General features: G+C 43.5%; 18 protein-coding genes and 2 pseudogenes. 14 read left to right on the top strand and 6 right to left on the bottom strand.

Annotated elements, in window-relative coordinates:
- On the bottom strand, positions 1 to 1,258 hold a 1,258-nt coding region (locus AB6F11_RS19525), incomplete at its 3' end, for a cadherin-like domain-containing protein (RefSeq protein ID WP_372179644.1).
- Between the two features lie 190 nt (positions 1,259 to 1,448).
- Between AB6F11_RS19525 and AB6F11_RS19520 the strand changes: the two genes are divergently transcribed.
- From AB6F11_RS19520 to AB6F11_RS19475, 10 genes are all read left to right on the top strand, one after another.
- On the top strand, positions 1,449 to 1,799 hold the full coding sequence (locus AB6F11_RS19520) for a hypothetical protein (protein ID WP_102393130.1): 351 nt from the start codon (positions 1,449 to 1,451) through the stop codon (positions 1,797 to 1,799).
- Positions 1,800 to 1,811: 12 nt separating this feature from the next.
- Positions 1,812 to 3,161, top strand: a complete 1,350-nt coding sequence (locus tag AB6F11_RS19515; RefSeq protein ID WP_017060459.1) for an HlyD family type I secretion periplasmic adaptor subunit — start codon at positions 1,812 to 1,814, stop codon at positions 3,159 to 3,161.
- Positions 3,162 to 3,164: 3 nt separating this feature from the next.
- Entirely contained in the window at positions 3,165 to 5,396 is a 2,232-nt protein-coding gene (locus AB6F11_RS19510) for a response regulator (protein WP_102393129.1), read from the top strand.
- A complete protein-coding gene (locus AB6F11_RS19505; protein ID WP_102393128.1) occupies positions 5,371 to 6,795 on the top strand; it encodes a TolC family protein in 1,425 nt (474 codons plus the stop codon). Before AB6F11_RS19510 ends, AB6F11_RS19505 begins: the two co-directional genes overlap by 26 nt.
- Positions 6,785 to 8,371, top strand: a complete 1,587-nt coding sequence (locus tag AB6F11_RS19500) for an ABC transporter transmembrane domain-containing protein (RefSeq protein ID WP_052879653.1) — start codon at positions 6,785 to 6,787, stop codon at positions 8,369 to 8,371. Before AB6F11_RS19505 ends, AB6F11_RS19500 begins: the two co-directional genes overlap by 11 nt.
- Positions 8,368 to 10,506: an ATP-binding cassette domain-containing protein gene (locus tag AB6F11_RS19495; RefSeq protein WP_102393126.1), complete on the top strand. Its 2,139-nt coding sequence runs from the start codon at positions 8,368 to 8,370 to the stop codon at positions 10,504 to 10,506. Before AB6F11_RS19500 ends, AB6F11_RS19495 begins: the two co-directional genes overlap by 4 nt.
- 108 nt (positions 10,507 to 10,614) lie before the next feature.
- Positions 10,615 to 10,989, top strand: coding sequence for a hypothetical protein (locus AB6F11_RS19490; protein ID WP_017060464.1), 375 nt, complete (start codon positions 10,615 to 10,617; stop codon positions 10,987 to 10,989).
- Between the two features lie 213 nt (positions 10,990 to 11,202).
- Positions 11,203 to 14,406: a response regulator gene (locus tag AB6F11_RS19485; protein ID WP_102393125.1), complete on the top strand. Its 3,204-nt coding sequence runs from the start codon at positions 11,203 to 11,205 to the stop codon at positions 14,404 to 14,406.
- A 10-nt stretch (positions 14,407 to 14,416) separates the two neighbouring features.
- Positions 14,417 to 14,893, top strand: a complete 477-nt coding sequence (locus AB6F11_RS19480) for a hypothetical protein (protein WP_017060466.1) — start codon at positions 14,417 to 14,419, stop codon at positions 14,891 to 14,893.
- Position 14,894: 1 nt separating this feature from the next.
- Positions 14,895 to 15,986, top strand: a complete 1,092-nt coding sequence (locus tag AB6F11_RS19475) for a porin (protein ID WP_102321120.1) — start codon at positions 14,895 to 14,897, stop codon at positions 15,984 to 15,986.
- Positions 15,987 to 16,071: 85 nt separating this feature from the next.
- Here the strand turns inward: AB6F11_RS19475 and AB6F11_RS19470 are convergent, their stop codons facing one another.
- From AB6F11_RS19470 to AB6F11_RS19460, 3 genes are all read right to left on the bottom strand, one after another.
- Complete coding sequence (locus AB6F11_RS19470; RefSeq protein WP_010429296.1) at positions 16,072 to 16,482, bottom strand: phosphate ABC transporter substrate-binding protein; 411 nt, start codon at positions 16,480 to 16,482, stop codon at positions 16,072 to 16,074.
- A 9-nt stretch (positions 16,483 to 16,491) separates the two neighbouring features.
- Positions 16,492 to 17,628 (bottom strand): outer membrane beta-barrel protein, encoded by a 1,137-nt coding sequence (locus AB6F11_RS19465; RefSeq protein ID WP_016768816.1) that lies wholly within the window; start codon positions 17,626 to 17,628, stop codon positions 16,492 to 16,494.
- 131 nt (positions 17,629 to 17,759) lie between these two features.
- The gene (locus AB6F11_RS19460) at positions 17,760 to 19,226 is read right to left on the bottom strand and encodes a methyl-accepting chemotaxis protein (RefSeq protein WP_102393124.1); all 1,467 of its coding nucleotides are present in this window, start codon (positions 19,224 to 19,226) and stop codon (positions 17,760 to 17,762) included.
- Positions 19,227 to 19,847: 621 nt separating this feature from the next.
- Between AB6F11_RS19460 and AB6F11_RS19455 the strand changes: the two are divergent.
- Both AB6F11_RS19455 and AB6F11_RS19450 read left to right on the top strand, forming a co-directional pair.
- Positions 19,848 to 20,126, top strand: a pseudogene (locus AB6F11_RS19455) (gamma-glutamyltransferase); the annotation flags it as partial.
- Positions 20,122 to 20,334 (top strand): annotated as a pseudogene (locus tag AB6F11_RS19450) (gamma-glutamyltransferase); the annotation flags it as partial. The pseudogenes AB6F11_RS19455 and AB6F11_RS19450, both read left to right, overlap by 5 nt.
- Before the next feature lie 147 nt (positions 20,335 to 20,481).
- Here the strand turns inward: AB6F11_RS19450 and AB6F11_RS19445 are convergent.
- Together AB6F11_RS19445 and AB6F11_RS19440 are read right to left on the bottom strand one after the other, a co-directional pair.
- On the bottom strand, positions 20,482 to 21,540 hold the full coding sequence (locus AB6F11_RS19445; protein WP_017060468.1) for a HEAT repeat domain-containing protein: 1,059 nt from the start codon (positions 21,538 to 21,540) through the stop codon (positions 20,482 to 20,484).
- Between the two features lie 87 nt (positions 21,541 to 21,627).
- Positions 21,628 to 22,959 carry an anaerobic sulfatase maturase gene (locus tag AB6F11_RS19440; protein WP_102398064.1) on the bottom strand — a complete coding sequence of 444 codons (1,332 nt, stop codon included), beginning with the start codon at positions 22,957 to 22,959 and terminating at the stop codon, positions 21,628 to 21,630.
- A 137-nt stretch (positions 22,960 to 23,096) separates the two neighbouring features.
- Here AB6F11_RS19440 and AB6F11_RS19435 point away from each other — a divergent pair, with 137 nt between their 5' ends.
- Entirely contained in the window at positions 23,097 to 23,885 is a 789-nt protein-coding gene (locus AB6F11_RS19435) for an SUMF1/EgtB/PvdO family nonheme iron enzyme (protein ID WP_017060470.1), read from the top strand.
- A 165-nt stretch (positions 23,886 to 24,050) separates the two neighbouring features.
- Positions 24,051 to 25,733 (top strand): alkaline phosphatase family protein, encoded by a 1,683-nt coding sequence (locus tag AB6F11_RS19430; protein WP_104216082.1) that lies wholly within the window; start codon positions 24,051 to 24,053, stop codon positions 25,731 to 25,733.
- Positions 25,734 to 25,900 lie beyond the last annotated feature (167 nt).

Genomic DNA, 25,900 nt, shown 5'->3' with positions numbered 1-25,900 from the left:
CTAAGTCACCAGACACTGGCGCATCATCAACCGCTGTAACACTCACATCGATGTTGGCAGAGACCGTATCGGTGCCGTCTGATACATCGAAGCCGAAGTTTACGTCGCCATTGAAGTTTTCGTTTGGCGCAAAGGTGTAAGTCCCGTTGCCATTGTCAGTAAGGATACCGTCGCCACCATCGTAGGTCACACCTTCAACCGTTAGGTTGTCACCTTCAATGTCTGTCGCACCAGAAAGGAGGTCAGCGTCGGTGAATACAAGAGTTCCGTCTTCCTCGATTTCAAACGTTTTATCTTCAGGAACAGGCGCGTCATTAATCGGGCGTACCGTTAAATCAATTGCGCTGCTAATCGTTTCTTGGCCGTCACTGATGTCGAAAGTAAGGTCAAGTTCACCATTAAAATCAGCTGAAGGAACAACGGTGAAAGTACCATCACCATTGTCTTGAACTGTTGCATCATCACCAACTTGAACGTTAGAAGCAACAAGCTCGTCCCCATCTACATCACTTGCGTATTCGAGTAATTGTTCTTGAGTGAATGTTATGGAGCCATCTTCATCCATGATGTAAGCCAGATCTTGTTCAGCTTCTGGCGCATCATTTTCACTTTCCACTTTGATTTTAAACGTTTCGCTTACCGTTTCAGAATCAAAGTCATCCTCTACTTCGCTAATGGTCTCTTCGTCAGAAGCTTGAACATCAACTGCAAACGTCTCTTCTACTGTTTGTGAATCTAGCTCATCACCAACTTGTTGGTCACCCGACTCTGAAGATGTCGCACTCGGCGCTGCTGAAGTACGCGCAGCTTGGCCTTGTTCTTCATTACCTTCAGCGTCTACACCACCTGTCGCAGCCTCTGCGATATCACCACCTACAGCTTGTGCGCCCGCTCCAGCACCGCCACCACTGCCAGCAGCGTTATCCGAGCCAGCTTCAGAAGCGGCTCCACCAACTACATTGGATTGTGCAGCGTCTGAATCTCCATCACTTTCTGGCGTCTCTTCTTGCACAGCCGCACCAGAAGCAGAGGCATCTTCAGCATTACCTGCACCACTCGGATTTTCGTCTAAAGCCTGGTTAACTTCGTCTGCCGCATCCGCATTTTCAGCACCCGTCGCTATTGTCGACGCAATCGTGTTTTGTTGATTTTGTTGATTCTGCTGTTGGGAGGGCGTACCCGCGTCGTTCGTGTCCGTTTGTTCTACCGCGTCATTTAGATCTTCATTTTGGTTATTTTGGTTATTTTCGCCTGCCATTACAGCCTCCGTTGCTACTAGCTAACTGATCGTATTTATAGAGGCATTAAAGGACATCATTTTGAAAAACCAATTTTTTATACAACATTTTTCATAATTTCTTTTTAAAGAGAAAGAATCAAAAAAAATTTGAAAACTGCCTTTAAAGATCCTTAGTTATTGTGATTAAAGCAATTAAGGCAGTGGAGCGATGATAGACATGACGAATTTGTTGCGCTCGGTCGACAACAACCACAAAGGGCTGCAATTGCTATTAGGCGACTTTTACAATGACTTTTCTGACGCAGCCCTAAATATAGAAGCGCTTCATAACGGTAATCATTTTGATGAACTCAATAGTTACTCAAAACGATTGAAGACCATCTTAACGTTGCTTTGCGACCAAGACCTTCCGCCAAAAATGGCCAAATTGGAATACTTGAGTAGACACGAGTTTCCTGCGCCGGAAGATCTAATAGAGGATGTAAAAACTGAATTGCACAACGTCAATCGACAAATCAACCACTTGTTGGATATTAAGGAAGTAATAGATGGCAAGTAACCGAGGTCAGTCATGAGCAATAACCAAATAGAACATCACCTCAGAAAAGCACTCGTTTCCAATAACGAGGCTTCTAAGGTCACAGCTGATGACACTATTGTGCTTGCTAGTGCCATGACCAGCGTTCACAAAACGTTGCTCATTATATTCTTGCTCGCTTTGGTCGCTATTGCGGTGGCGTCACAAGCACGTATCGATATTGTTGTTTCTGTACGTGGCGAACTGCTATTGGAATCGGATGTTGAGAAAGTTCAGCATTTAGAAGGCGGGATATTAGAAGAATTGTTAGTCAGAAAAGGGGAAGTCGTTTATGAGGGCCAACCTATCGCTCGAATACGCTCACTTGACCGTAACACTCAACTTGATACCGTCAATACTGAAATTATTCAGATAGAGCTCGATAAGATTCGTTATGAAAGCTTACGCGACATGATAGAGCCTAACTTCGACGCTTTCATTGAGAAATACCCTGAGCAAGTTCAGGTCAACATGAATACCTGGAGACAAGAATTCTCTAAAAACCGTTCAAATGAAGAACTCATTACACACGATATTAAGCACAAGAACTCGTTGATCAGTTCAATGTTAAAGCGTCGCAAAAGTTCAGAGAATCAACTCTCTCTGATACGTAAGCAGCTCAACATCAAAAACACCCTCTATAAAGAAGAGATGGCGTCTTATGTCGACGTTCTTAACATGAAAGTACAAGAGTCGAATATGGTGCGTGAGATTGAGAACCTTGACGAATCTGTGATGAATGAGCGTTTCCAACTCGACAAACTGGAAAAGCAACACCGTGACTTGGTTGAGAATCGAAACTCTGAGTACCAAGCACAAATCATTCAAGCGAACAAAGACCTCAAGCTAAAGCGAATCTTACAACCGCAGCATTCCGACAAGGTTGATCGCCTAGTCGTCTACTCGCCAGTCGATGGTGTGGTCGATAAACTTCACTTCAATTTCCGTTCTGCTGTGATTCCGCCAGGAGAAAGTATCGCCGATATTGCCCCAATAAATAATTCGTTACACGGTGAAGCGAAGATCCCACGTAAAGACATGGGATTTGTCGAAATTGGTCAGGCAGTGAAAGTAAAAATGGATACCTATAACTTTGCAAAATACGGGTTTGTTGAGGGAACCATCGCCTCAATCAGCCGTTCATCATACGAAGAAGAAGACGCTGAATTCTATTTAGCTGAGATTGAAATTGACCGAAACTTTCTTGAACGAGGAGGCACTCAATACAAGTTATCACCTTACATGGAGTTTACCGCTGATGTGAAAACAGGCTCGCGTCGCGTGATCGAATACGCTGCGAAACCGGTGATGTCAGCCATCGAGGATGCTTTCGATGAGAGATAATCAATGAGCGGTAAACCTTCGTACAATATTTCCATACCCGCCCTACGTCTAAGCATACTATTTAGCGTGGTATTGGCTGCGCTCGCTTTCTATTTATACTTTTCTTGGTCAAAAATAGATTCAGTCGCACAAGTGCAAAGCGCCCCACTGCTCATACAAGCCCAGAAGCTTAATCAGACCATAGAACAAGATATTCAAACTCTGCAACAGTGTTTAAGTACCAACACTTGCGGCACTAACGAATTCAACCTGGTTAACTTGAAGCTTGAAATTAATGAATTTCGCTCTTTAGCCTCGTTGAACAAAACCGAGTTCAGCTTGGTTGGGGCAACTGAATACACACAACTGGAATTGGCGATTAATCGTTTCTCCGATAGCGCAAAAACACGTAACGACGTATTAGGCTTGTACCTTTCATTGACCAATAACTATCTGCAGATGGACGACAACTATCGCACCATGTTTAACAACCATGCAAATGACTTAATGTCAGAAAAAAACGAGTTCTTTATCTGGTTGTTTATGGTGGTCGTGATATTGGCTGTGATTACGATTCTATCCAACTCAGTTGCTATGTTGAAGCTAAAGAAATCCAGTTCTAACGAACGCGAAATCGACTATGAATTCGATGCCCTGTATCAAGAGCTGAAGCAGCTAGATTTACAACGTCTTGAAGAGCTTCTTAATGAAGTTAGCATCAACCCCAAGCAGCGTCAGATTTACTCTCATCTCAAACTTATTTTCAGTAAATTAGAAGACCAAAAGCGCAATAACGATCTCTACAAACAGTTGTATGCGCTGATCGGTTATGAGATTCGCGGAATTACAAACACCATCAACGGTGGTGTCCAATATCTGGTTCAAGAAACCGATGAAAACGGCGTGTTGATGGCGAACGATATTACCTCTGCGTGTAGCACACTATCTGAGTTAGCAGAAAACTATAATCGCTTGATATCACAGGGTACGGAAAGCAAGTCGAAAGAGTTCTCTTTACTGAGCGTGTTATCTGAATTAATGATTCATATCAGTGCCAAAGTACAACGTAATGAAAGCCAACTTGACTGTTTTATCTCTGACAACTTACCGAATCGTGTTGCAGGCCAATCCACCAGCTTATTCTGGATACTGTTCCTTCAACTTTCTAACGCTATTCAACTCAAATCAAATAAGAAGCTGTTTGTGACGATTGAATCGGGTGCGGCTTCTGACATGGAAAACACCCGTGTCACCATCAACCTCAATTTCTTATCAACGCTGGATGTCTCTGTTGCCAAGCTCAATAAACTCCATTGGAGCGCACACAAAGATCATACTGCGAACACAGATGACTTAGCGAAAAGCGTTCTGAAGGATTACGGATATTACGAGAGTCACTGGTTCCAATCAGGGGCTCAGGAACGTTTCCAGATTGAACTGGATCTTAAGGCTAAGAACTTCCACACAGAGAAAACTCGCTTTGATGGCAAGCGTTTACTCTTGTGTGCAAATACTCAAGTTCGTATCGATGTGATGAAGAAAATGCTCAGTAACTTGGGGCTTGATATCACCGAGATTCGCACTGCAAATGAGCTTTTCTCTGCGGCGAAAACGTTCGGTGATTACGATGCGATAATGTTGACCGATACCTTTGAACCCAACAAACTGCCGTCGTTGAGTAAGACGGTGAAATCTCAGCTTAAGAACCACCCAAACACCAAGTTACTGTTGTCAGTAACCAATACTCAGCAAGCACAAGAATGTCATAGCTTCGTCGACAAGATCATCAACTCACCAGCCATCCCCTATGAGTTTATTCCTAACTTACTCACCATTATGGAAGCAGAAGCATCGGAAGAGCAGATGGAAAACAGCTCATTCCTTATCGTAGAGGATGACCGAGTTCAGCAGATTTTACTTAAACGGATTCTTACCAAACAAGAATATGAACCAGACATGGTTGGCGATGGCGCTGACGCAGTGAAACACTTCATGAATAAACGTTCAGACATCATTTTCATGGACTGCATCATGCCGGGTATGGGCGGCATTGAAGCCACAAAACGTATTCGCCAGTTTGAACAAGAAAACGAGAAGAACCCTTGTACCATCATAGGTGCAACCGCATTGACCAGCAGTAACGAACACCAGGCTTGTATCGAAGCCGGAATGGATTACGTGATCAGCAAACCTTATAAAAGTGACCAAATAATCAAGGTGATCAACAAGTATGTGGCGGTACAAAAACTTAACTAGCAGCATTATGGCTGCGCTTGCTTTAAGCACGACACCTTCGGCATCGGCGACTACCCTGCTTGAGGCGGTAGAACTCGGCCTGCAAAACAACCTATCCCTTCGCGCCAGTGATAAAGGTGTGGAAGAGAACGAATACAACATTGGGATCAGCCGATCTAAGTTTCTGCCTTCACTCAATGGTGCTGCCGATACCACATGGAACGAGAATGAAACCTTGCTATCGAGCGTTCCCGATAAAACCTCTAGCTATAACTCAAACAGTTACAGCCTTTCTCTTTCGCAATCCATATTCAATCTTAGTGACATTTTCAAATATGGGACAGCAAAACTCGACTTCAATATCGAAGAGATTAAACACGAGAACAAAATCCAAAGCACCATTTCGGAAATCGGTTCTCAATACTTTGAGTATTTGAAAAACAACGCCCAAATCAAAGCGACCAAGGTTGAGCTTAAATCGTCCGAAACGCGCGAACATCAAATGCGACGTAATGTAGAGCTTGGTAACACCGCAGCCAGTGAGCTTTACGAAGTGATCGCTCAGAAAGAAGGCGTGTCGAACCGATTGAGAACCTTGCAAAAAGATCGACGTGTCATTATCAACGGGCTCTCTATTCAAATTCAATACCCTATTACTCCGTCGCAAGACATATACGAAAGCGTGCCTTTAAAAGAGATAAACGAAACAGAGCAACGCTCGATCATGGATCAGGCGTTAAAGCTCAATAACGATTTATTGGTAGCAAAGAAGACCGTAGAGAGAAGCCGCAGAAGCTTAAAAGAGAGCGGTACGAATTTCTTACCGACCGTGTCGCTTTCAGCCAGCTATCGACACGATGATGCCAATAATTTCGACAGATTAGATCCAACAGCGACAGGCGAAAGTAACTCAACCAGTGTTGGCTTAAACCTCGCCGTGCCTATCTTGTCCGGTGGTTCTGATTACTATGGTTATCAGAAATCATCAACGGCCATCGAGCGTACTGAACTGCTTTACCAAGATGCGCTTTACACCACACGTAACAGCGTGAATACCTCCGTGCTCAACATTAACGATTTCTCGCAATCTATAAGCAGTTACGAAAACATCATTCGCGCCAACTACGCGTCTTATAAAGGGATCCAAAGGGCCTACCAATTAGGCACGCGTACCATCACCGACTTGCTGGCGGCGGAAAGTAAACTGTTCAGCGCGTTAAGAGACTACGAAAGCGCACGATACGACTACATCATCGAGACCATCAAGCTTGAGCAAATTAAAGGCATACTCTCGATTCAATCTATCGAAAACGTGATGCAATTAATGAGCGATATTGAAGGTCGCGACAATCAAGATTTGGTGCCGAAACATCTTATCTCAACGGATTCATTGAGGAAAGGAGGCCGTAATGCAAACTGAGCAATTTTCGCAAAAGATCAACATGGCAGATAAGTGTTATCTGACTTTCTCAACGATAATATCGACCCTGTTTGGTTTGGTACTGCCCTTCTCTATTCTGATCATTTTTGACCGAGTGTTACCCAACCAAGCACAAGATACGCTGTTCTTATTGTTCGCGATTATTTTGATTTCCATCTTCCTCGACTACCACTTAAAAAGTCAGGAAGAGAAGATATCTTCCGTCATCATGAGGCAGTTTGAAACCAACCTAACCAACAAGGTATTCCAATCCATCTGTTTGGCAGAAATCTCTAAATTCCGTCGTTTGGAGCCAGGCGAATACCTAGAACGAATCTCAACGATTCCTGAACTTAAGACCTTCTTTGGTGGAGAATCGGTTCGAGCGCTTATCAACCTTGCTGTTAGCGTGATTACTATACTTATCATCGGTCTCATCAACATATGGGCTGGTATTACCCTTCTAATTGCCTCGGCCGTCTTAGCGATTTTCGCTTGGAGCCTTTCCAAACAGAAAATTGGTAGCTTGCAGAATAAGTCAGACATCGAAGGGTTAACTACCTCCAAAATCATTGAGATCATCTCTAGCCCGCTTGATATTAAAGCGCGAAACATGGAGTACCGCGTTGAAAGCCTGATGACACAAATGGTCGAAGAGCGTGAAGTGGAGAACATCAAATATGAGCAAATCGAGTCGAACTTTGGCTTGATTTTGGCGCTCATCCAACAGCTATCCATTGCTTGCGTTGTTGTGGTCTTGGCGACTGCCGTAATCAATATGGAATCGAGTCAAGGCATCATGGCCGCGATCATCATGCTAACCAACCGTTACTTTGCGCCATATCAACAGGTAATGAGAACCGCGAGCCGCTGGGAGTTAAACAAACTCCATATCCAACGTATCGCTGACCTCCTTGAATTGGCCGCCTCTGTTGAACACCAACATGAAACAACAGAAGTTGAACGTATTTCGGTTAAGTATTCTGAAAAGCAGCGTATCGAGTTCGAACTCGGACAAGCCTATTTGCTGACAGGGAAAAGTGGTTCAGGTAAGACCCACCTCGCTAACTGTATTACGCGTCAGAACAGTGATAGCAAACTCGATATCATGATTAACGACACGCCTTTGGATGACGTCAATTACAACGTTTGGCGTAACAGTGTTCTGATGGTTGATAAGACCAGTTCGTTCGTAGAAGGGACGATTATCGATAACCTGACCTGTTTCCGACCAAGCTTGAATAACACGGCGTTTGCACTGTGTGAAACCATGAACATCAAAGCGCAAATTGATGGGCTTCCTGCCGGGTTTTATACAGAACTCAAAGGCCATATGCGTAACCCATTCTCTCGCCAAGTTGGCTACGCCTTATTATTAGTTCGTGCCCTGCTCGCCAGTAAGCGTGTATTGATATTCGATGACATCGATTGTGTCTTTGATGAGGAATTTGCGAGAGTCGTTCTCACCAGTACGGCTTATCGCGCCAATGACAAAATATTGATCATCGCCAGCAATAAAATGGACAAACTTAATCACCGCCTCAAACGCGTAAAACTTACCGGAGGTGACCAATGAGTATCCTAGTTGACTTCAATAATGTGCCGCAACGTGTCTTGGATTTTGAATCTAGTGGATACGACGAACGTTACAGTCAATCGCCACTTATTCGTGGTTTGGCCTACACCCTGATAGCACTCGAATGGGAAGGCACACCCGCAATACTCAGCGATGCTTTTATTCCAAAACCCAAAGATGGCGACAGCTTTACAGCAACCATAGAGCGCCTTGGATATCGCTGTGATGTTACTAAACTAAAGACACTCGAGAATATCGATAAGCACCCACACCCATGCTTTATTGAAATAGAGAATCTAAGTGCGATTTTCTTAGGCACCAAAGATGGAAAGTTGCTGCTGTTTGATTACACGAACAACAACACCATTGAATACCCAATGTGTAAAAAGCCCTGCTTGCTGATTGCGATTAGCGAATATTCTCGTCTGTTCCGCGAACCACCTCCGGAATCGCAAGACAGAAGTAATTGGATTAAATACGCTTTCTATCGTTATAACAATGAACTTAAAAGCCTGATCATTCTGAGCTTCGTCATCAGTATTCTCGGTGCATTGCAGCCATTCTTTATTATGAGTGTATATAACTTCGCACTGACTTCGAGCTCCGAAGCCACACTCTATTGGTTAACCTTATTCGCCATTATTGTTGGCTTCTCGGAGTATTTCTTTAAAAAGATGCGGGTAAATATCATTGCCACGTCCGGTAAAGATCTCGCCGTGCACATCTCGCAAGCCGTTATATCTAAGCTGCTGTGGCTACCTTATGCGATGACATCTACAGCTGGGGTCTCTTCTCAGTTAGCGCGTTTGAAAGATATCGATACCTTCCGACGCTTGGTGACCGCAGAATCAACGCTTAGCTATTTTGATATGCCGTTTGTGATTGTATTTATCATCGCCATTGCTCTGATGTCTGGTACAGCGGCATTGGTGGTGATGGGCGGCTTAATACTGATGTTAGTGTTCTGTATTTACTCGCGCTATATCTACTCGCAAGCCACATCCAAAAGTTCGCGTGCCAATGCGATGGTTTCGTATCAATGGAATGAAATTCTTCGTGGTATCAAGACTATCCAAGGCCTGCCTTTACTTCGTGTCGTTCAATCTCGATTCAGCGCATCGCATATGCAAAGCACCAGCGATGCAGAGAACGTTGCCGTAACGAACAGTAAGATTCAGGCCGCTGGCGGTAGTTTGATCCAAGTGATTGGCACAGCAAGTATCGTGACTGCAGTTATTGGCGTGATGGAAGGTACTTCTGATGCGGGTGCCATGCTCGCGACCGTTATTCTGGTTTGGAAAGCGTTAGGCCCAATCATGGGTATCTATAACTCAATTTCCAAGTTCCAGTCGATCAAAGCTTCGTCCGCACAGATCAACAATTTAATGTCGATGAATGACGACAAATTAACCTTAGAGAAAAGCCCGCCTATTCGCCTGTTCCAAGGCAGCATCGTGGGCAGCGGTGTCAGTCACCGATACGCGGGAGCAGCAACCGGCTTAACTAACTTGGGGTTCAAAATCCCACCCAGTGCCAAAGTGGTCATTTGTGGCCCTACGGGCTGCGGTAAAACCACCTTAATTTCAATCATTGCTGGGTTAGAAGACCGCTATCAAGGCGCTGTATCTGTCGATGGTTACAACATTAAACAGTTCAATAGCTACCGTTATCGCACGTCGATTAACTACATCCCTTTCAATTTGCATATTTTTGAAGGCTCACTTGAGACCAACTTCATTTTACACAACGGACTGATTCCAACAGACAAGATGCAAGAGATGATCAGCTTCTTCGAATTAGATGAATGGCTTCCGGAAGGCTTGGCTACTCAGTTAAGCGTGGATAAATGCAAAAGTCTTCCGAATGGAATTCAACAAAAACTGCGTCTGGTACTTGGCCTAGGTAACTGTGAGCAATCTCTGATTATCATTGATGAACCGTTCAACGGTGCAGAGCAAGAAAACGCTCAATACTTTAATCGCCTGTTCTCCGATAAATTGTTGAATAAGACCGTGATTTTTTCGACTAACGACCCTGGTTTGATCGCAACATCAAACATGAGTTTAGTGTTAGAGCCGGATGGAAATTTGAAATATTTTGGCTTAACAGACAAATACTTAAACAGCTTAAGCTAAAACCTCAACGCTTAATCACAATTCGCTATTTAGGGAAATGGATATAATTGACAAATTCATAAGCGGGAGGGATGATTCGCCCCAATACCACAGGTAACAAGGAAGAATATGTACACATTCGTTGCAGACAAGCTTGATGTAGCTTACTTATCCGCAATTCCTGAAAACCACCAACTTCAGGAGTGCGATGTACCTGAAGAAGAGATGGAGCTTCGAGAGATCGTTGAGGTTTGGTATGAGTCTGCCTTCCTACCCGCTTTCAATCTTCAGAAAATAGACATTGAGAACAAAGCAGAGCTCACCATCGTACAAATGCACGTATTCAGCAATGATACGAGCACACTCGCCTTCCTACTAAAAAACAGAGTGTATCGCGCCGCACTTAACAGAATGCTCGGTATTTGGACATTAGAACCCTCTGCAAAAACCGTATTAGAGCAACTTCTTTTCGAATTAAGCCTCGATAACAATCGTCCTCATTAGTAAGCTTTTAAAGTGATTCATCAATAAGCATAAAATTAAACAAACTGCCAAACGCTATAAATTACTAATAAAAGAACGCATTTCAAAATAAGCTCTGGAATCACAAGAACTTATACCTCTCCCACACTTACGTAAAATTTACCGTTTCAAAGTTTCCATATCGGCATTTTTATTCTACTGTTTTTATATAACGACAGTTGGATGGATCCTTATATGGCGATTACGGTTTGGAATAACCTTTCAGTCAAACATAAACTCTTTGGCTTAGTTCTACTTCCCATTTCATTATTACTCTTCCTAGCAGGTAGACAGGCTTATATATTAACGACTCAGTTAACCGATTTTGAACGAACCAATCAGTTATCTGTCTATCTTCAAGATATTTCTATTTTGTATAGAAGTACCTTAGCCTCTAGCCCTGAAGAGTTTGCTACTCAAAGCAACCAAGTAAAGGCAGAACTTAAAAACCTGTCTCCCATCATTTTTTTAGACGCATCTGGTGAAATGAATCAACTTGTTGCCGATTTCAGCGAAGCGACCTTATCGACGATGCAAGTGACTGACACTTACGATAAATTGGATGCCCTCGAATGGCAGAGCGATTTATACAAGCAACTGTTACTTGAAGTAGAGAAAGTCCCTTTTGAAAACACTAAACGTGAAATTCAACAGCACCTCACTGCCCTTCAACAACTTGAGTGGTTGATGTTTTGGTCGAACGAAGAGTTCAAGCTTGGTAGTTCACTGATTGAGATCTTCCAAATCAGCCAAGAGTACGACCCAGAACTCGCCGAACAGATCAAAACCTTGAGTGAAAGACAGCAATTGTTCTTAGAGCGCTTTGTTTCATTGAACGCCAACGAACATCAAGTTTCTTTGATGGTTGAAGTGTTTCGAAATGATGTGTTTGCTCAAAGCCAAGAGATAAGAAGCGCGCTACTCGACCTAAATACAATCAGCCAACTGACGCCACAAGAAGTGTCTGTCGGCTTAGAAGCGATGAGCGCACGGCTCAACTTATTACAAAGCCTTGGCGGCGTAATCAAGCAAGAGTTTCAACAAGAAGTTGAGCAAGCCATCTATGACGCGCAAATACAACGAACCCTGTTTATTTCAATCGTCGCTTTGCTGGCAGCGATTGTTATGGGTTTAACTCTTAGCTTGGCGAGACAAGTCACTAACAACCTTAATTTGGTGTTAGCTTTCTTAAAAAGCGAAAATGATGACACGCGCCCTTCTTTAGATAAATTAATCCAAGGTAAAGATGAACTCAGTCTGTTTGCTCAGCAAGTTGAACGATTGACCATCGAACGAGAGCTCGCGAAAGAGAGATTGACGGTAGCAAAAGAAGACGCAGAGAGAGCCAAAGAGGATGCCGAACACGCGAAAGACAACGCAATACAAGCCAGCAAAGCAAAAAGTAGCTTCTTGGCCAACATGTCTCATGAAATTCGTACCCCGCTCAATGGTGTTATTGGTATTTCGGAAATCCTCGCAGATACGCCGCTTACACCGACACAACGTGACTATGTTGATACGATCGAAACTTCATCCCAACTGCTCCTTAGCTTAATCAACGATATCTTAGACTTCTCTAAAATTGAGTCTGGCATGCTATTAATCAGCCCGCATTCTGCATCGATTAGAGAGTCGATATACGACATCGCCTCTATTGTGGCACCAAAAGCGAAAGAACAAAGAATATCGATTAACGTTGATATCAGCCCAGATACACCAGCTCGCGTGATGATCGACGATCACCGCTTAAGACAGATCCTAATGAACTTTATGTCGAATGCAGTGAAGTTTACGGCTGAAGGTGGCGTAACACTGTCGATCAAAACACTCGAACAATCTGATGATAATGTCACCATTCGATTTGCCGTTCGCGACACAGGTATTGGTATCGATAAACAACAACAGAAGCAAATATTCGAGCCCTTTGCTCAAGAAGATGACTCAACTACACGTCAATTTGGCGGTACTGGTCTTGGCCTCGCCATCAGTACACAGTTGGTCGAACTGATGGGCGGGCAGATTCAGCTCGATTCAGTCAAGGGGGAAGGCAGCTGTTTCTACTTCGACTTAGAATTACCCGTTGACTTGATACTGCCAAAACCAAGTACAGCAACGGCTGATATTTATGTGCTGGGTAACGAAAACATGCTCTCCGAGCGAATCGAGTCCGACCTTAACCTTTATGGTTTGAAGGTTACCGATAAAACGAATGATATAACGGCAATTACAGAGCAGCTCTCCACTCAAAAACACACTAAACCTATTACTGTTGTTTTCGCCGAAGATGACGCATTCCTAGCTAATACCCACGCAGATAACTTAGAAAAGCTGCACCAAAACGGCATCACTATCTGTTTGATACGTTCCTTCTTAAGTGAGCCAGCGGATCTTGGTGACAGCGTTACTGCACAAGTCGCACAGCCCCTACTCGGCTTGCGTTTAATTAAAGCTATTGAGCTTTGTGATACACGAGGTTTGGCGGAACTATCAGAAGCAAGCCAGACATCAGTCGAGATCCAACACAAAATCCTCATCGTTGAAGACAACAAGATCAACCAAAAAATTGCTGGTCTTCATGTCGGTAAAAGTGGTTTTGAATTCGAGTTCGCTAATAATGGTCAAGAAGCTGTGGACATGTTCACCGCTAATCCTCATTACGCGGCGATACTCATGGACTGCATGATGCCGGTTATGGATGGCTTTGATGCAACAAGCAACATCCGAAGAATTGAAAAAGAAACAGAAGCGACGCGACGCATCCCTATCATTGCATTGACCGCCAGTGTCATCGATGACGATATTCAGAGGTGTTTCGACGTTGGTATGGATGACTATGTACCAAAACCATTCAAGTTCGAAATGCTTAAAGAGAAAGTACTCACCGCGGTAGAAGCTATGCCACTACCAGCTTCCTATAAAGCTCAACCTAAGAAACAACCTGCAACTGTCACTCCAATTATCAACGGGGCTGCGACCAAACGTACTTTGCCTGAAGAAGCGGAACAAAACGCAATTCCGAGCAAATCAGAGAGAATCTTGCTAGTCGAAGACAACCGCGTCAATCAAAAAGTAGCTTCTATCATGCTGAAGAAGGCCGGATATGCCTTTGAAATTGCAGACAACGGACAAATTGCCGTTGATATGTACCAGAACGACAGTAGCTTCGACATTATTTTGATGGATTGCATGATGCCTGTTATGGACGGTTTCACGGCAACTAAGGAGATTCGAGAACACGAGAAAAACCAAGGCTTAAGCAAAACTCCTATTATCGCGTTAACCGCCAGTGTTATCGATGATGATATTCAAAAGTGCTTTGATTCCGGAATGGATGGATACGTAGCGAAGCCCGTAAGAAAAGAAAAGCTATTCCATCAAATAGAAAGTGCGACTTGTTAGGAGATACCTCATGGATTGGATTAGAACAATAAAAACACTTCCCCGCAGAGTCATGTTGCCAGTCGCGGTAGGGCTATTAGGAAGCTTGCTTTTTCTAAGCCCTGCTCACGCCGCTGAAGATTATGCCATATTTTCTTTAGACTCCGGATTTGAAGAGATATCAATAAACAAAGCGCGAAAGCTCTATAGAGGGAAAACTAAGCACCTCAATGGCAAACGTGTTGAACTGTCTGATTGGCCTGAGAACAGTGCCGAAAGAGAGGACTTTTATCAGCTTTTGCTTGGAAAAAATGCCGCTCAAATGAATGCACACTGGGCTGGTTTATCTTTTTCAGGAAAAGCGCGTTATCCAAGAGAAATCAAAACGGCGTCAACCGACAGCTTAGTCGACTGGCTTGATGACAAACCAAACCGTATTGGTTACTCCCCACTCTCTTCGGTTCCTCAAAATGCCAACGTTCTCTACGTTATAAGTTCGGAGAAATAATATGAAAAGAATAATTACGTCAGTGTTATGTGCCTCAATGGCCTCTCCGGCTTTTGCGAATATCGAACTTACCGATAATTTATCCTTGAGTGGCTTTGGCTCAACGTCTTGGGCAACATCGGATAACGATAATCCATTAATCATCAACCGCGGTTTTACTGATGAGAGCTGTTACGACTGTGATACCACATTTGGTGTTCAACTCGATTACTTCTACAACTCATTCAAAGCTTCCGTGCAAGTTGTCAAGCCACCCCAATATGATTGGAGTGAGCCGCAGCTAGAGTGGGCTTACTTAGGTTATGAATTTAATGACTTTGATGTCAGCATTGGTCGATTACGACTACCATTATTCCTTGCCTCTGAGTACTACTATGTAGGCCAAGCCTATATGACCGCGAGGCCACCTACAGAGGTGTATAACAGCGTTCTCGGAATCACAGCTTTCAATGGCATAAAAGTGAGCTGGACTCACGATGTCAGTGACGAAGCTACTCTTTTACTTACTCCGTTTATCGGCATAAAAGATAAAAATGACGTAGATTTCAACTCGACTACAAAACTGGAATTTGAAACCAACCGAATGTTCGGTGCCAATCTTCAATTGAGCGGTGAAAACTATCGTTGGAACTTGTCATTCCTCGACTCCAATTTTGATCAAACCGTTTCTGGCACGATTACAATCCCTGGGACTTCGATAACAGCTCCATTCAGTAGCAAACAAGACAACCAACACATTCAACTTTGGTCATTAGGAGCAGAATACGAACTGGGTCAATTTGTTTTGACAAGTGAAGGACAGATCAGTGACATCTCGTCCTCGATGTACGCTAGTTTGGGCTACAGACTAGATTTATTCACTCCATACGTCGTTTACGGAGCAGAGTTTGATTCTCACGAACACCTAACAGGAAACAGCTACCTAATTGGTGTGGATTACGATGTGTTACCTAACGTCTCCATCAATGGCGAAGTGCAATATTTTGAGGCTCGTAAAGCAAACGGTGCCTTTGTTGAGAATTTCAACGCACTTACTGGTTTTGATGACAAAGATGCCGTCCTTTATACCATCATGTTGAGTTTCGTCTTCTAACCCAAAATTAGACAATCACCATTAAATAAAAGCCCAAGGTAATCAAATAACCTTGGGCTTTTTAATGCTGGTAAGTAAGCAACGCTTAGTATTTAAATAATACTTTCACGTCACCTGTTAAAGCGGCTTCATCTACATAACCAATTGCATTGGTTTTTGAAGCAACCGTTATAATTGCTTCGTTGTAGTCTGAAACCTGGATTGGAGCTTCAGCTTTACCGGTAAATACAAGTCGCGACCACGCTGATTGAAGTTGTGATTCGCTGCGTCCCGTTGCCACCTCATGGAAGGCAAGTCTGCCTTCAGAACCATCAGCTAGCTCGATGATCTGTGCTTTAGTACCATTCGATAGCTTGCTTTTCTTACCCATGAATAACTTTTTAACGTCTGATTTAGATAAAGAATCAACGCCAGCATTGTTACCAATCACTACCATTCCAGCAGAAGCGTTAAATGAAAGAACCGCTACGGTTATTGCTGCCAGTAAACTTTTCATATGGCCTCCTTAGAATACGAAATCAAGACGTGCTGAATAGACAATAGAGCTGTCTTCAAGGTAATTACCCGTTGCAATATATGGGCTTACTGTTGTTTCAACATTACTTTGGAACCCACCACTAGTATCGCGGTAATCGACATAGGTCACATCCGCTTTTAAAGACATGTTCTTAGCGAAATCCCAACGGCTACCAACAGAGTAAGAAAGACGCTCGTAATTCATCGACTCTTGAATAGCCGTCGTAGTCATGTTCTCACGTTCTTCGTTGTCTGTTGTTTCAACCCAGCTAACGGAAACGTAAGGCGTAAATTCATTGACTCGGTAACCAACCAAACCAGAAACCGATTGATAGTCATAAAACTGCCCTTCCAATTGAACATCTGCAGCTTCTACGTTAACTAACAGATCACCATTGTCATATTGAGCACCCAAAGAGATGAACTGACCATCTTGGCTATCTAGCATTGCACCCAATTGACAATACGGGTCTTGTGAGTTTTGGAAATCACAAGATGGATTAGATTCAGCAACAAAATATGAACCACGGAAGGTAAAGTCATCTACGTTCCAGTTGGCACTGATACCGAATAGTTTATCTAGTTTCACCTCACCAACAATTGAGTCATCTTCATCAATAGTACCGATACCAACCACTGGCTGAAGAAGAATACTTGAATCTTCAAGTTCAATCGGAATCAATAAATCAGCACCCGTGTAGCCCTTCAAAACAATGTTTTCATACAACTCTTGAGAAGGCCTGATCATTGGATACGCATAGCCAAGGTCTGTGTAATCTGAGTAGAAAAACAAAGGTAAACGCAACTTACCTGCTCGAGCTGTGAAGGCCTCAAAATCATAAGAGGCATAAGCCATCTCAATTTTTGGCTCATAATCATAACGGCTGTTTGCAACGATTTGCGTCACGAACTTAGCACGCTCATTTACTTGAAAATCAAATTGTAAGCCTGCTAATGTCTCTTGCTCCCAATCTAATTTTTCGTCGGTATAACCCGCATAACCTATCGCATTGTCTGACTTACCGATGCCTACAGAACCAAATCCACTAATTCGAAGATCATCCATGTTTGCAGCATTTGCTCCAAACGCCATACTTACTAGGGCAGCAACCACTGTCTTCTTCATAACTAACTCCAATTGTTATGTGATTTTTCGTTTTTATATAATTGTTTTTGTATAATCAGCCCATATTTGGGGCATACTGCCGCCCTCCTTAAGGCATAGCCGAAAGGAGAGAGGGAATGATTCTAGGGAACTTAACTGACTTTAAAGTGGCCAGTTAGTGTTGAAAGGTTACGAGTCACTTTTTGAATATCTTGCGCCACGGCGTCCACTTGCTGAACGCTGTTACTGGTGCCTTCTGCCATCTTGCGAATCTCTTCGACAAAAGTTTCAATACGAGTGGAGGTTTGCTCCTGCTCTTCAGTCGCAGCGGCAATACTTTCGTTTCGTTGACTGATTTCGATAATATCTGAAGTAATTTTCTGCAGAGAATTTTCCGCGACAATTGACTTTTCAACACAAGTTTCGGCTTTAACTACGCTATCAGAAATAATCGATGACGCAGTTTTTGCTTGGTCTTGTAACTGTAAGAGTACAGATTGAATTTCTTGTGTAGATGATTGAGTTCTTGATGCTAACGTTCTTACTTCATCAGCAACGACAGCAAAACCACGGCCTTGTTCACCAGCGCGTGCAGCTTCAATTGCCGCATTAAGCGCAAGCAGGTTGGTTTGCTCTGCAATCGCACTGATCGACTCAAGTATCGAGCCAGCACTTTGTGTGTTGTCATTTAGCTGTTTAACCACTTGAGATGCATTACTTACATCATGCGTTAATTCTTGCACGGCTAAAATCGTACTCTTGACTTGCTTCTCTCCTAAGCTTGCTTGCTCACTCGCACTGGAAGCTGAAGTCGAAGCATCATTAGCGTTCGTAGCGATTTCTCTAGCGGCAAGAAACAATTGATTTAATGAACTTGATACTTCTTCAATAGAGAGATGCTGCTTAGTCGACAACTCACTTGTTACTTGACTTGATTTAACAAGTGAACCAGAGATCGTGTCCAGCTGAGTAACGTTACCTATAGTGTGTGTGACGTTCTGTTGTAAATGAGAGACAAAGTTATTGAATGATTCAACTAAAGGTTTCAGTTCGTCATTTTTTTCATGCTGTAGGCGAACCGTTAAGTCTCCATCCCCTTCAGCAATATCACGCATTTTGTCACTGATATTCGCGAGATCTCTACGTATACCTTTCACCACAAACCAACCAAAGATACACATCGCAAGCATGGCTACAGCACCAGACACACTCATGATTTGGTTAGCTTTTTTATTGTTTGATTCTAGATCTTGTACCGCGTTTTCAAACTCTGATTGACGAGCCAAAGAAAACTTATGCATACCCAAAGTAAGCTCATCTAAGATTGCGGTGCTCTGTTTTGCAAAGCGCCCAGCTTCGCTAAGGCTGATCTCTTCATCTATCATGCCTTGAGCAACTCGGTAAGCTAACTCAAAATATTGATTGGTTTGATTTTGCAAAAGTGCAGATGAGCTCTGTAATGAAGGATCGAGAGAGATTTGAATGTTGAAGTTATTTTGAATCTCAGCGAGAGTTTGCTTGTTCATCTCCAAAATCTCGTCATCGCCTAGAGTCACTGCCAAATTAAAGCGCTCGGCTAATTGAGAGATCAATACACTATTCAATGAAGCCGCATTCATAACCGGATAAGTAACTTGATCAATTCGATTAACCTGTTGGGTGTTACTGGTTAACGTATCCCCTCCGACAAATAGAATACTAGTAAATCCTACTAGCGACACTAAACATAAAGCCAAAATCCTATTTTTGATCGATAGTGTAAACATAAGCTCCCTTTGTTAAACAGTATGATGAACTGCAAATGTATTTTGAATAATAACAGATCTGACCAGTATATCAATCTGTCACACCGAAAATAGTGACAAAAATGTTAATATTATTTATAAATTATTATACAAGTAAGAATAACCATATAAATCAGCATGTATAATTAACTACTTTATTAAAAACGAGTTCAACATCAAACTGAACACCTCTCCATAAGACTGTAATTCATCATGTTCCAAAATCGCTTTAGTTATTCAAAAATTAGGATTTCAAGATAGTTAAATTAATATTGAGAACCCAAGTTTGCCCTTACATTTAGCTTCGCAATAAATTTAAGCCGCAAAATTCTCTACTATTTAATGATTCTGTCAGCAGCGTCAGTGTTGTGTAAAAAGGCTGCAAACTCACGAACTTCACCGCCCTTACTCGGTCAATCTTAGAGCGAATAAACAGATACCTTAAACGGAGAACGCATGCGAATAGCGACTTTATCTTTAAGTTTGGTTTCAGCGGTCGGTTTCGCGGCTAAGCCAAATCCTTTTCCAATTACGCCAGACGAAACTGGCGAAGAGTTTATGGTAAGTGCAACGAATCCATATGTAAGCAACACTGGGTATTCGGTACTCAAGCAAGGAGGTAATGCAGTCGATGCAATGGTGGCGATGCAGATGACAATGTCGGTGGTTGAACCGGATATGACTGGGATTGGCGGCGGTACTTTTGCGCTGTTTTACCAAAAAGACAAAGACCAAGATTGATCGCACCAAACCTTATGACCCAACGGGTTTGCTCGTCGAAAAGAAAACCTACGCCGAAATGTTAGTACCAGAGTTCATGCAGCTTGGTTATCCGGTGCATGTCATTCCAGTCGTCAGTGGCTTGAATGCCATTGAAGTCAAAGATGGCAAGATCTATGGCGCGACCGACAGACGCCGTGCATCAAGCTCTATGGGTGAATAATAAAACGAAATGGGCAAGTAACAGGCTTGCCCTTATTTTGTCTTTAGTTGCTTGAACCTCGTCTAAGCAGTTCATGGATGCGAAAAAGCCAGTCGAACGTGTCGACTGGCTTTTCATTATAGGCTTCGCTAATTACTCATTAGGATATTATGAGCTTGGCGCTACTCGTTTATCTTTCAACTGATCAATAACATAGTCAGGAGCTACTTTACCTAGCTCACCTAAGCAATCATCGGTCTTTTCATTTCCGTAGCGCACATAGATATCGCATACCGCGTATAGCTGCTCTGGAGAACCAGAGATCAAATATGCTTTCTCGAACGATTTAGTCGACTTGTCGATATCCAACTCTTCTTGTAATACCCCATTTAGGTACCAGTAGTAGCTGTTATCTTTCGCTAGCTTCGCTGCCACTTCAATCTCTTTGGCTGCCGCAGTTTTGTCTTCAAGGCGAACCAGAGTCAACGATTTCGAATAATGCAGAGCGGCGTTGTTTGGCACGCTCTCCAAACCACGATCTAATACTTCGACTGCTTGCTTATCTTTGTTCTGAGCTCGAAAATTATCTGCGTAGCTCAACCAAACTTGCGCTTCTTTTGGATGCGTATTGATCAGCTCTAGATAAACCGTTTCCGCCTTATCCCAGTCATTGTGCCAACGAAGCACATCAGCAAACAGTAATTGGTACTTTTCAGATTCTTGCGTTTCCAAGAAGCTAATAAGCTCTATGACTGGTGGTTCAATTTGTGCTTTCTGCTCGTCATCCAATGCATTGAAGTCACGGACTAGGTTTGACGTTGCCGTATGGCGAACCATGGTATCGCTGTCTTTTAGCAAGGGTGAAACTAACGCCCAGCGATGTTCAAGTTGGTAAGGTTCAGAACCGATAACCGCCGCTTCACGAACTTCAGGGTTTTGATCTTTTAAGCCTCTTGCCACCGCCACCAGCGCATTTTGGCTTGGATATGAAGCAAGCTCTTGCAGTGCACCAGTACGATTTTCAACAGATTGATTCTGATCTTGTGCCATGTAAGACAACTGTTGAATGCGGGTTTGAGTGTCCGTCATTTCAAGCACTTGATTGATATTTTGTGCTGGCGCGTCAACCGTTTGTTGAACGCTATTCGCAGCCATCGCAGACGTTGAAATTAATGCGGACGTTGAAATCAATAAAGCAACAGCCGTCGCTAAACTCTTCTTCATCATAGTATTACCTTAAACTGGAGAACTTAGCCTGTCCTTAGACTCGTATCTGATTAAATTTATCTTGGACCTGTTGACCCAAAAAACGAGTTAAAACTTGGTCTCGAACGTAGTTTGTTGCGCCTGTTTTGCACGATGTGCCATCAATACTGAGTCACTGAATTTGCCATGAGCAACCGGATGCCCCATCGCACGAGCGATATAAGCCATCGACTTGTCGACATGAGAAAAGAACTTGTGCCAACCAGCACATAAGTAGTTCAAACCCGGTTCACCTACACGAGTTTTGATAAAGCGGTTCTTAGGGCACTCACCATGACAAGCGAACTTGTAATCACACTGCTGACATTGACTGGTCAGTGTACGGGATTTAGCAAAACCAAACTTTTGCTGTGGTGCGCTGTACGCCAAATCATCAAGTTTCTCGTGATGAATATTGCCAATCTTGTATTCAGGGTAAACATAATGGTCGCATGAAAATACGTCGCCATTTGGCTCCATTGCCAAGCCCTTTCCGCATATCTCATTCAAGGTACACAGTGGGTTCGGACGCCCAATCCATGTTTCTACGCTCGCTTCAAAATACTGAACAAACACCTTGCCGATGTCGTTCTTGGCCCACTCGTCAAACACAGAAATCAAGAAGTTACCCCAAGCCAAGTCCGACACACACCACGATTCCATGATTGAATCTTTATGGCCGGGGATCAGGCGTTTGTCGCCTTGTTTAAGCTGCTCGCTTACTTGGGATGTTTGTGGTGCAACCGTTCTAAAGGTTTTTTGCTCAACGATAGGGATAAACTGCATTTGTGGCGACTTCACCACATCACGTAAGAATCGGTACACTTCTAGTGCATTTTGACTGGTCAGGTTATTCACACAGGTAAGCGTTGCGAATTTCACTTGGTGCTTGTGCAACAGCTCAACAGCCGCCATCACTTGTTTGAACGTACCACGACCGGCTCGGTTAGTACGGTAGGCGTTATGCAGCATCTCTGGGCCATCAATACTTAAGCCGACCAAGAAGTTATTCTTTGCTAAGAACTGTCCCCAATCGTCATTCAGTAACGTGCCATTGGTTTGTAAGTCGTTTGAAATCAATACACCTTCAGGTTGGTACTTCTTCTGTAGTTCAACCACACGTTCAAAATAGGCCAAACCAAGCATGGTAGGTTCACCACCCTGCCATGAGAAGATAATTTCTGGCGTGTTTTGACCTTCGATGTATTGTCGGATGTAGGTTTCTAACGTCTCATCATCCATTCTTGGAGAACTGCCTTTCTTGTACTCCAACAAATCTTGCTTACTTAGGTAGTAACAATATTTACAGTCAATGTTGCATGCTGCGCCAATCGGCTTAGCCATGACATGCAAGCGCTTAGACGCTTTACCGTTATATTGTGGACCTTGAGTAATATGCATGATTTACCTACCTATTTTAGTATTCTGGACCCATCATAATTCCTATTCGAACAGGTGACATGTTATACCCTTTATAACCAATAGGAATGACCTTAAACGTTAGAATTAGACCCTATTTCGAACATCTGAGGCACGTGATGAAATTTCTTAATTACAAACAGTTAGCAACAATTAGCAGCGTCACCATGACTATCCTTCTGAGTGGCTGTGCAAGCGTGCCTACACACCCCATCGCCCAACAAATTGACCAAGAGATGGTGTTGGTTGAAGGCGGCACATTCACCATGGGGTCGAACGGTCCAGAAGCGACCAAAGCAGAGCGTCCTGCACGTAATGTAACTGTAGATAGTTTCTATATTGCGAAGTTTGAGGTGACTCAAGAATTGTTCGAATCGGTGATGGGTTCATCTCTCAGTTATTTCCAAAACCCACAAGTTCCGGTTAATAACCTTAGTTGGCAGCAAGCAAACTATTTTGTTGAGCAGTTGAATGAATTAACGGGTGAAGAATACCGTCTGCCTACTGAAGCTGAATGGGAATTTGCAGCCAAAGGTGGCAATAAAAGTAAAGGCTATACTTACAGTGGTTCCAATAACTTAGATGATGTTGCGTGGTACTCAGCAAATTCTAAAAATAGCGCACATCCAGTCGGGCTAAAGAAACCAAATGAACTAGGCTTATATGACATGACAGGAAACGTGGGCGAGTTTGTTATCGATGCCTTCGATGACACCTTCTACCGATTCGGTCCAACAGACAACCCTAACAACGCAAAACACAGCGACGTCGGTTTATCACACAAATCGGTTCGCGGTGGCAGCTTTGCTTATGACGAAAATGAATCTGAAAGTTACCGTCGTGACTTCGCAAGCCAATCGATCACTATGTCAGATATGGGGCTGCGTTTAGTTAAGGATGTGAACTAGCTAACGAAGCGAACTAACTAAAGATGCCGAAGGTTATGGTTCACTAATCGTCACCAACAATACTAAAAATACGATTCGCACTGCACACACGTTACAAATCTGGCCAAACGTTGGAAACCTGACCAAACATTAGAACTCAGCGGCAACAGTGAATAAGGAAACTCTATGCAATACACCAAGCTTTCAGGACTAACCCTCGCGTTACTCTGCGCTCTCCCAGCTTCAGCTGAGGAAAAGCCAAATCTAGTCCTTCAAATCACGGTAGATGGCCTGCGCGCAGATCTAATCGAACGATATAAGCACAACTTCGGTGAAGGCGGTTTCCGGTACTTAATGGATGATGGTACCTACTACACCAACGCAAACTACCAACATGGCAACACGGAAACGATCGTGGGCCATGTGTCGCTTGCAACAGGTGCTCCACCGAGCGTACACGGCATGGTAGGTAACGTTTGGTATGACCGTAGCGAAGAACGTTTGGTGTATAACGTAGAAGACGGTAACTACCAAATGCTGACCTCTGGTGCAGGTGTCGATAAAGCAACAGAGATCGACCCAACGCAGAAGACAGCACAAGGCGATGGCCGCTCTCCAGAGCCAATACTCTCCACCACGTTTGGTGACGAACTGACGATTTCCAATAGTGGCAAATCAAAAGTATTCGCTGTATCAGTGAAAGACCGCGGCGCAATCTCATTGGCAGGACACAGTGGTAAAGCCTTCTGGTTCTCCAAAGCACAATCGGAGTTTGTCACCAGTAACTATTACTATGACGAGTATCCAGATTGGGTATCACGCTGGAACGAGAAAGCGATTGCTGCTCAGTATTCCAAACAGAAATGGGAGCTCTCATTACCGCGTGATAAATACACGTTGCAAGAACACGATACCGAACACAAAGTGAAACTCGGTGACTTCCAACGCACCTTCCCTCATCCTTATGGCCCGGCAAGTTACAAGTACTACAGCACAACGCTAACCGTCAGCCCTGCTGGTGACGAAATCACAGAAAACTTTGCAAGCACACTGTTGATGCAAGAGAAGCTTGGCCAAGGCGACGTGACCGATTATCTGTCAGTGAGTTTCTCATCAAATGACTACGTGGTGCACCTTTACGGCCCTGAAAGCCTAGAAACAGAAGACAACCTTATCCGACTTGATAAGACTCTCGCTAAGCTTTTCAAAACCGTGGATAACCAAGTCGGGCTAGAAAACACATTGATTGTGCTGTCTGCCGACCACGGTGTACCTGAATCTTCACCTGCGGCAAATGCGCTTGGTTTCAATCAAGCTCAATACTTCAATAAAGACACACTACTCTCGAGTGGTGTTGAGAAACGATTGAAGGATGAATTTGGTTTAACCAAAGACGCGATTCGCTTGTACGCACAACCTTACATCTATCTGAATCATGATCTGATCGCTGAGAAGAAGCTTGATCTGGCTAAGGTCCAAGAAGCTATTGCGGATGAAATTGCAAAAGTGAAAGGTGTTGCGTTTGCTGTATCAAGTAGTGACATTGCGGCTAACCGAGTACCGGATACGCATGTGATGCAGCTAATTAAAAACAACTACCACCCTGCTCGTTCTGGAGACGTGTACGTAGTATTTGCACCGCGCAGCTACATTAACGACATGGAAGGCCTCCAAATTGCCTCTACACATGGTTCTCCGTGGAAATACGACACTCATGTGCCTGTGATCTTTGCAGGCTACGACGTTGAAGCTAAGAAGGTATCGCGACCAGTGACGCCATATGACATTGCGCCAACGCTTTCGAACAAACTGGGTATCACCCAACCAAGCGGGTCAATCGGAGAAGTGCTGCAAGAGATCACTGAGTAGACTCAATCTCTAAGGTTTCGTGAGCTAGATTTCGAATCCAGCACCCACTCAATAAAAGAGCCGTTTATCTGTTTCTGACTCACTAGGTCGAAACAAATAAGGTTCATCGCGCATTAGCGGGAACTAAAAACAAAAACGGTAGTAAGTGATATGGTTTAGTCGCCAAA

Origin of the sequence: Vibrio sp. 10N.247.311.14, assembly GCF_041467715.1 — a bacterium.
Lineage (GTDB): Bacteria > Pseudomonadota > Gammaproteobacteria > Enterobacterales > Vibrionaceae > Vibrio > Vibrio crassostreae_C.
The sequence above is the reverse complement of the archived record's forward strand: the minus strand, read 5'-3'. Positions and strand labels throughout refer to the sequence as shown.

Bases quoted from the DNA above. Each gene is read 5' to 3' on its own strand.
- AB6F11_RS19520 (WP_102393130.1), top strand. From the start codon at position 1,449: ATGATAGACATGACGAATTTGTTGCGCTCGGTCGACAACAACCACAAA.
- AB6F11_RS19515 (WP_017060459.1), top strand. From the start codon at position 1,812: ATGAGCAATAACCAAATAGAACATCACCTCAGAAAAGCACTCGTTTCC.
- AB6F11_RS19510 (WP_102393129.1), top strand. From the start codon at position 3,165: ATGAGCGGTAAACCTTCGTACAATATTTCCATACCCGCCCTACGTCTA.
- AB6F11_RS19505 (WP_102393128.1), top strand. From the start codon at position 5,371: ATGTGGCGGTACAAAAACTTAACTAGCAGCATTATGGCTGCGCTTGCT.
- AB6F11_RS19500 (WP_052879653.1), top strand. From the start codon at position 6,785: ATGCAAACTGAGCAATTTTCGCAAAAGATCAACATGGCAGATAAGTGT.
- AB6F11_RS19495 (WP_102393126.1), top strand. From the start codon at position 8,368: ATGAGTATCCTAGTTGACTTCAATAATGTGCCGCAACGTGTCTTGGAT.
- AB6F11_RS19490 (WP_017060464.1), top strand. From the start codon at position 10,615: ATGTACACATTCGTTGCAGACAAGCTTGATGTAGCTTACTTATCCGCA.
- AB6F11_RS19485 (WP_102393125.1), top strand. From the start codon at position 11,203: ATGGCGATTACGGTTTGGAATAACCTTTCAGTCAAACATAAACTCTTT.
- AB6F11_RS19480 (WP_017060466.1), top strand. From the start codon at position 14,417: ATGGATTGGATTAGAACAATAAAAACACTTCCCCGCAGAGTCATGTTG.
- AB6F11_RS19475 (WP_102321120.1), top strand. From the start codon at position 14,895: ATGAAAAGAATAATTACGTCAGTGTTATGTGCCTCAATGGCCTCTCCG.
- AB6F11_RS19470 (WP_010429296.1), bottom strand. From the start codon at position 16,482: ATGAAAAGTTTACTGGCAGCAATAACCGTAGCGGTTCTTTCATTTAAC.
- AB6F11_RS19465 (WP_016768816.1), bottom strand. From the start codon at position 17,628: ATGAAGAAGACAGTGGTTGCTGCCCTAGTAAGTATGGCGTTTGGAGCA.
- AB6F11_RS19460 (WP_102393124.1), bottom strand. From the start codon at position 19,226: ATGAATGCGGCTTCATTGAATAGTGTATTGATCTCTCAATTAGCCGAG.
- AB6F11_RS19445 (WP_017060468.1), bottom strand. From the start codon at position 21,540: ATGATGAAGAAGAGTTTAGCGACGGCTGTTGCTTTATTGATTTCAACG.
- AB6F11_RS19440 (WP_102398064.1), bottom strand. From the start codon at position 22,959: ATGCATATTACTCAAGGTCCACAATATAACGGTAAAGCGTCTAAGCGC.
- AB6F11_RS19435 (WP_017060470.1), top strand. From the start codon at position 23,097: ATGAAATTTCTTAATTACAAACAGTTAGCAACAATTAGCAGCGTCACC.
- AB6F11_RS19430 (WP_104216082.1), top strand. From the start codon at position 24,051: ATGCAATACACCAAGCTTTCAGGACTAACCCTCGCGTTACTCTGCGCT.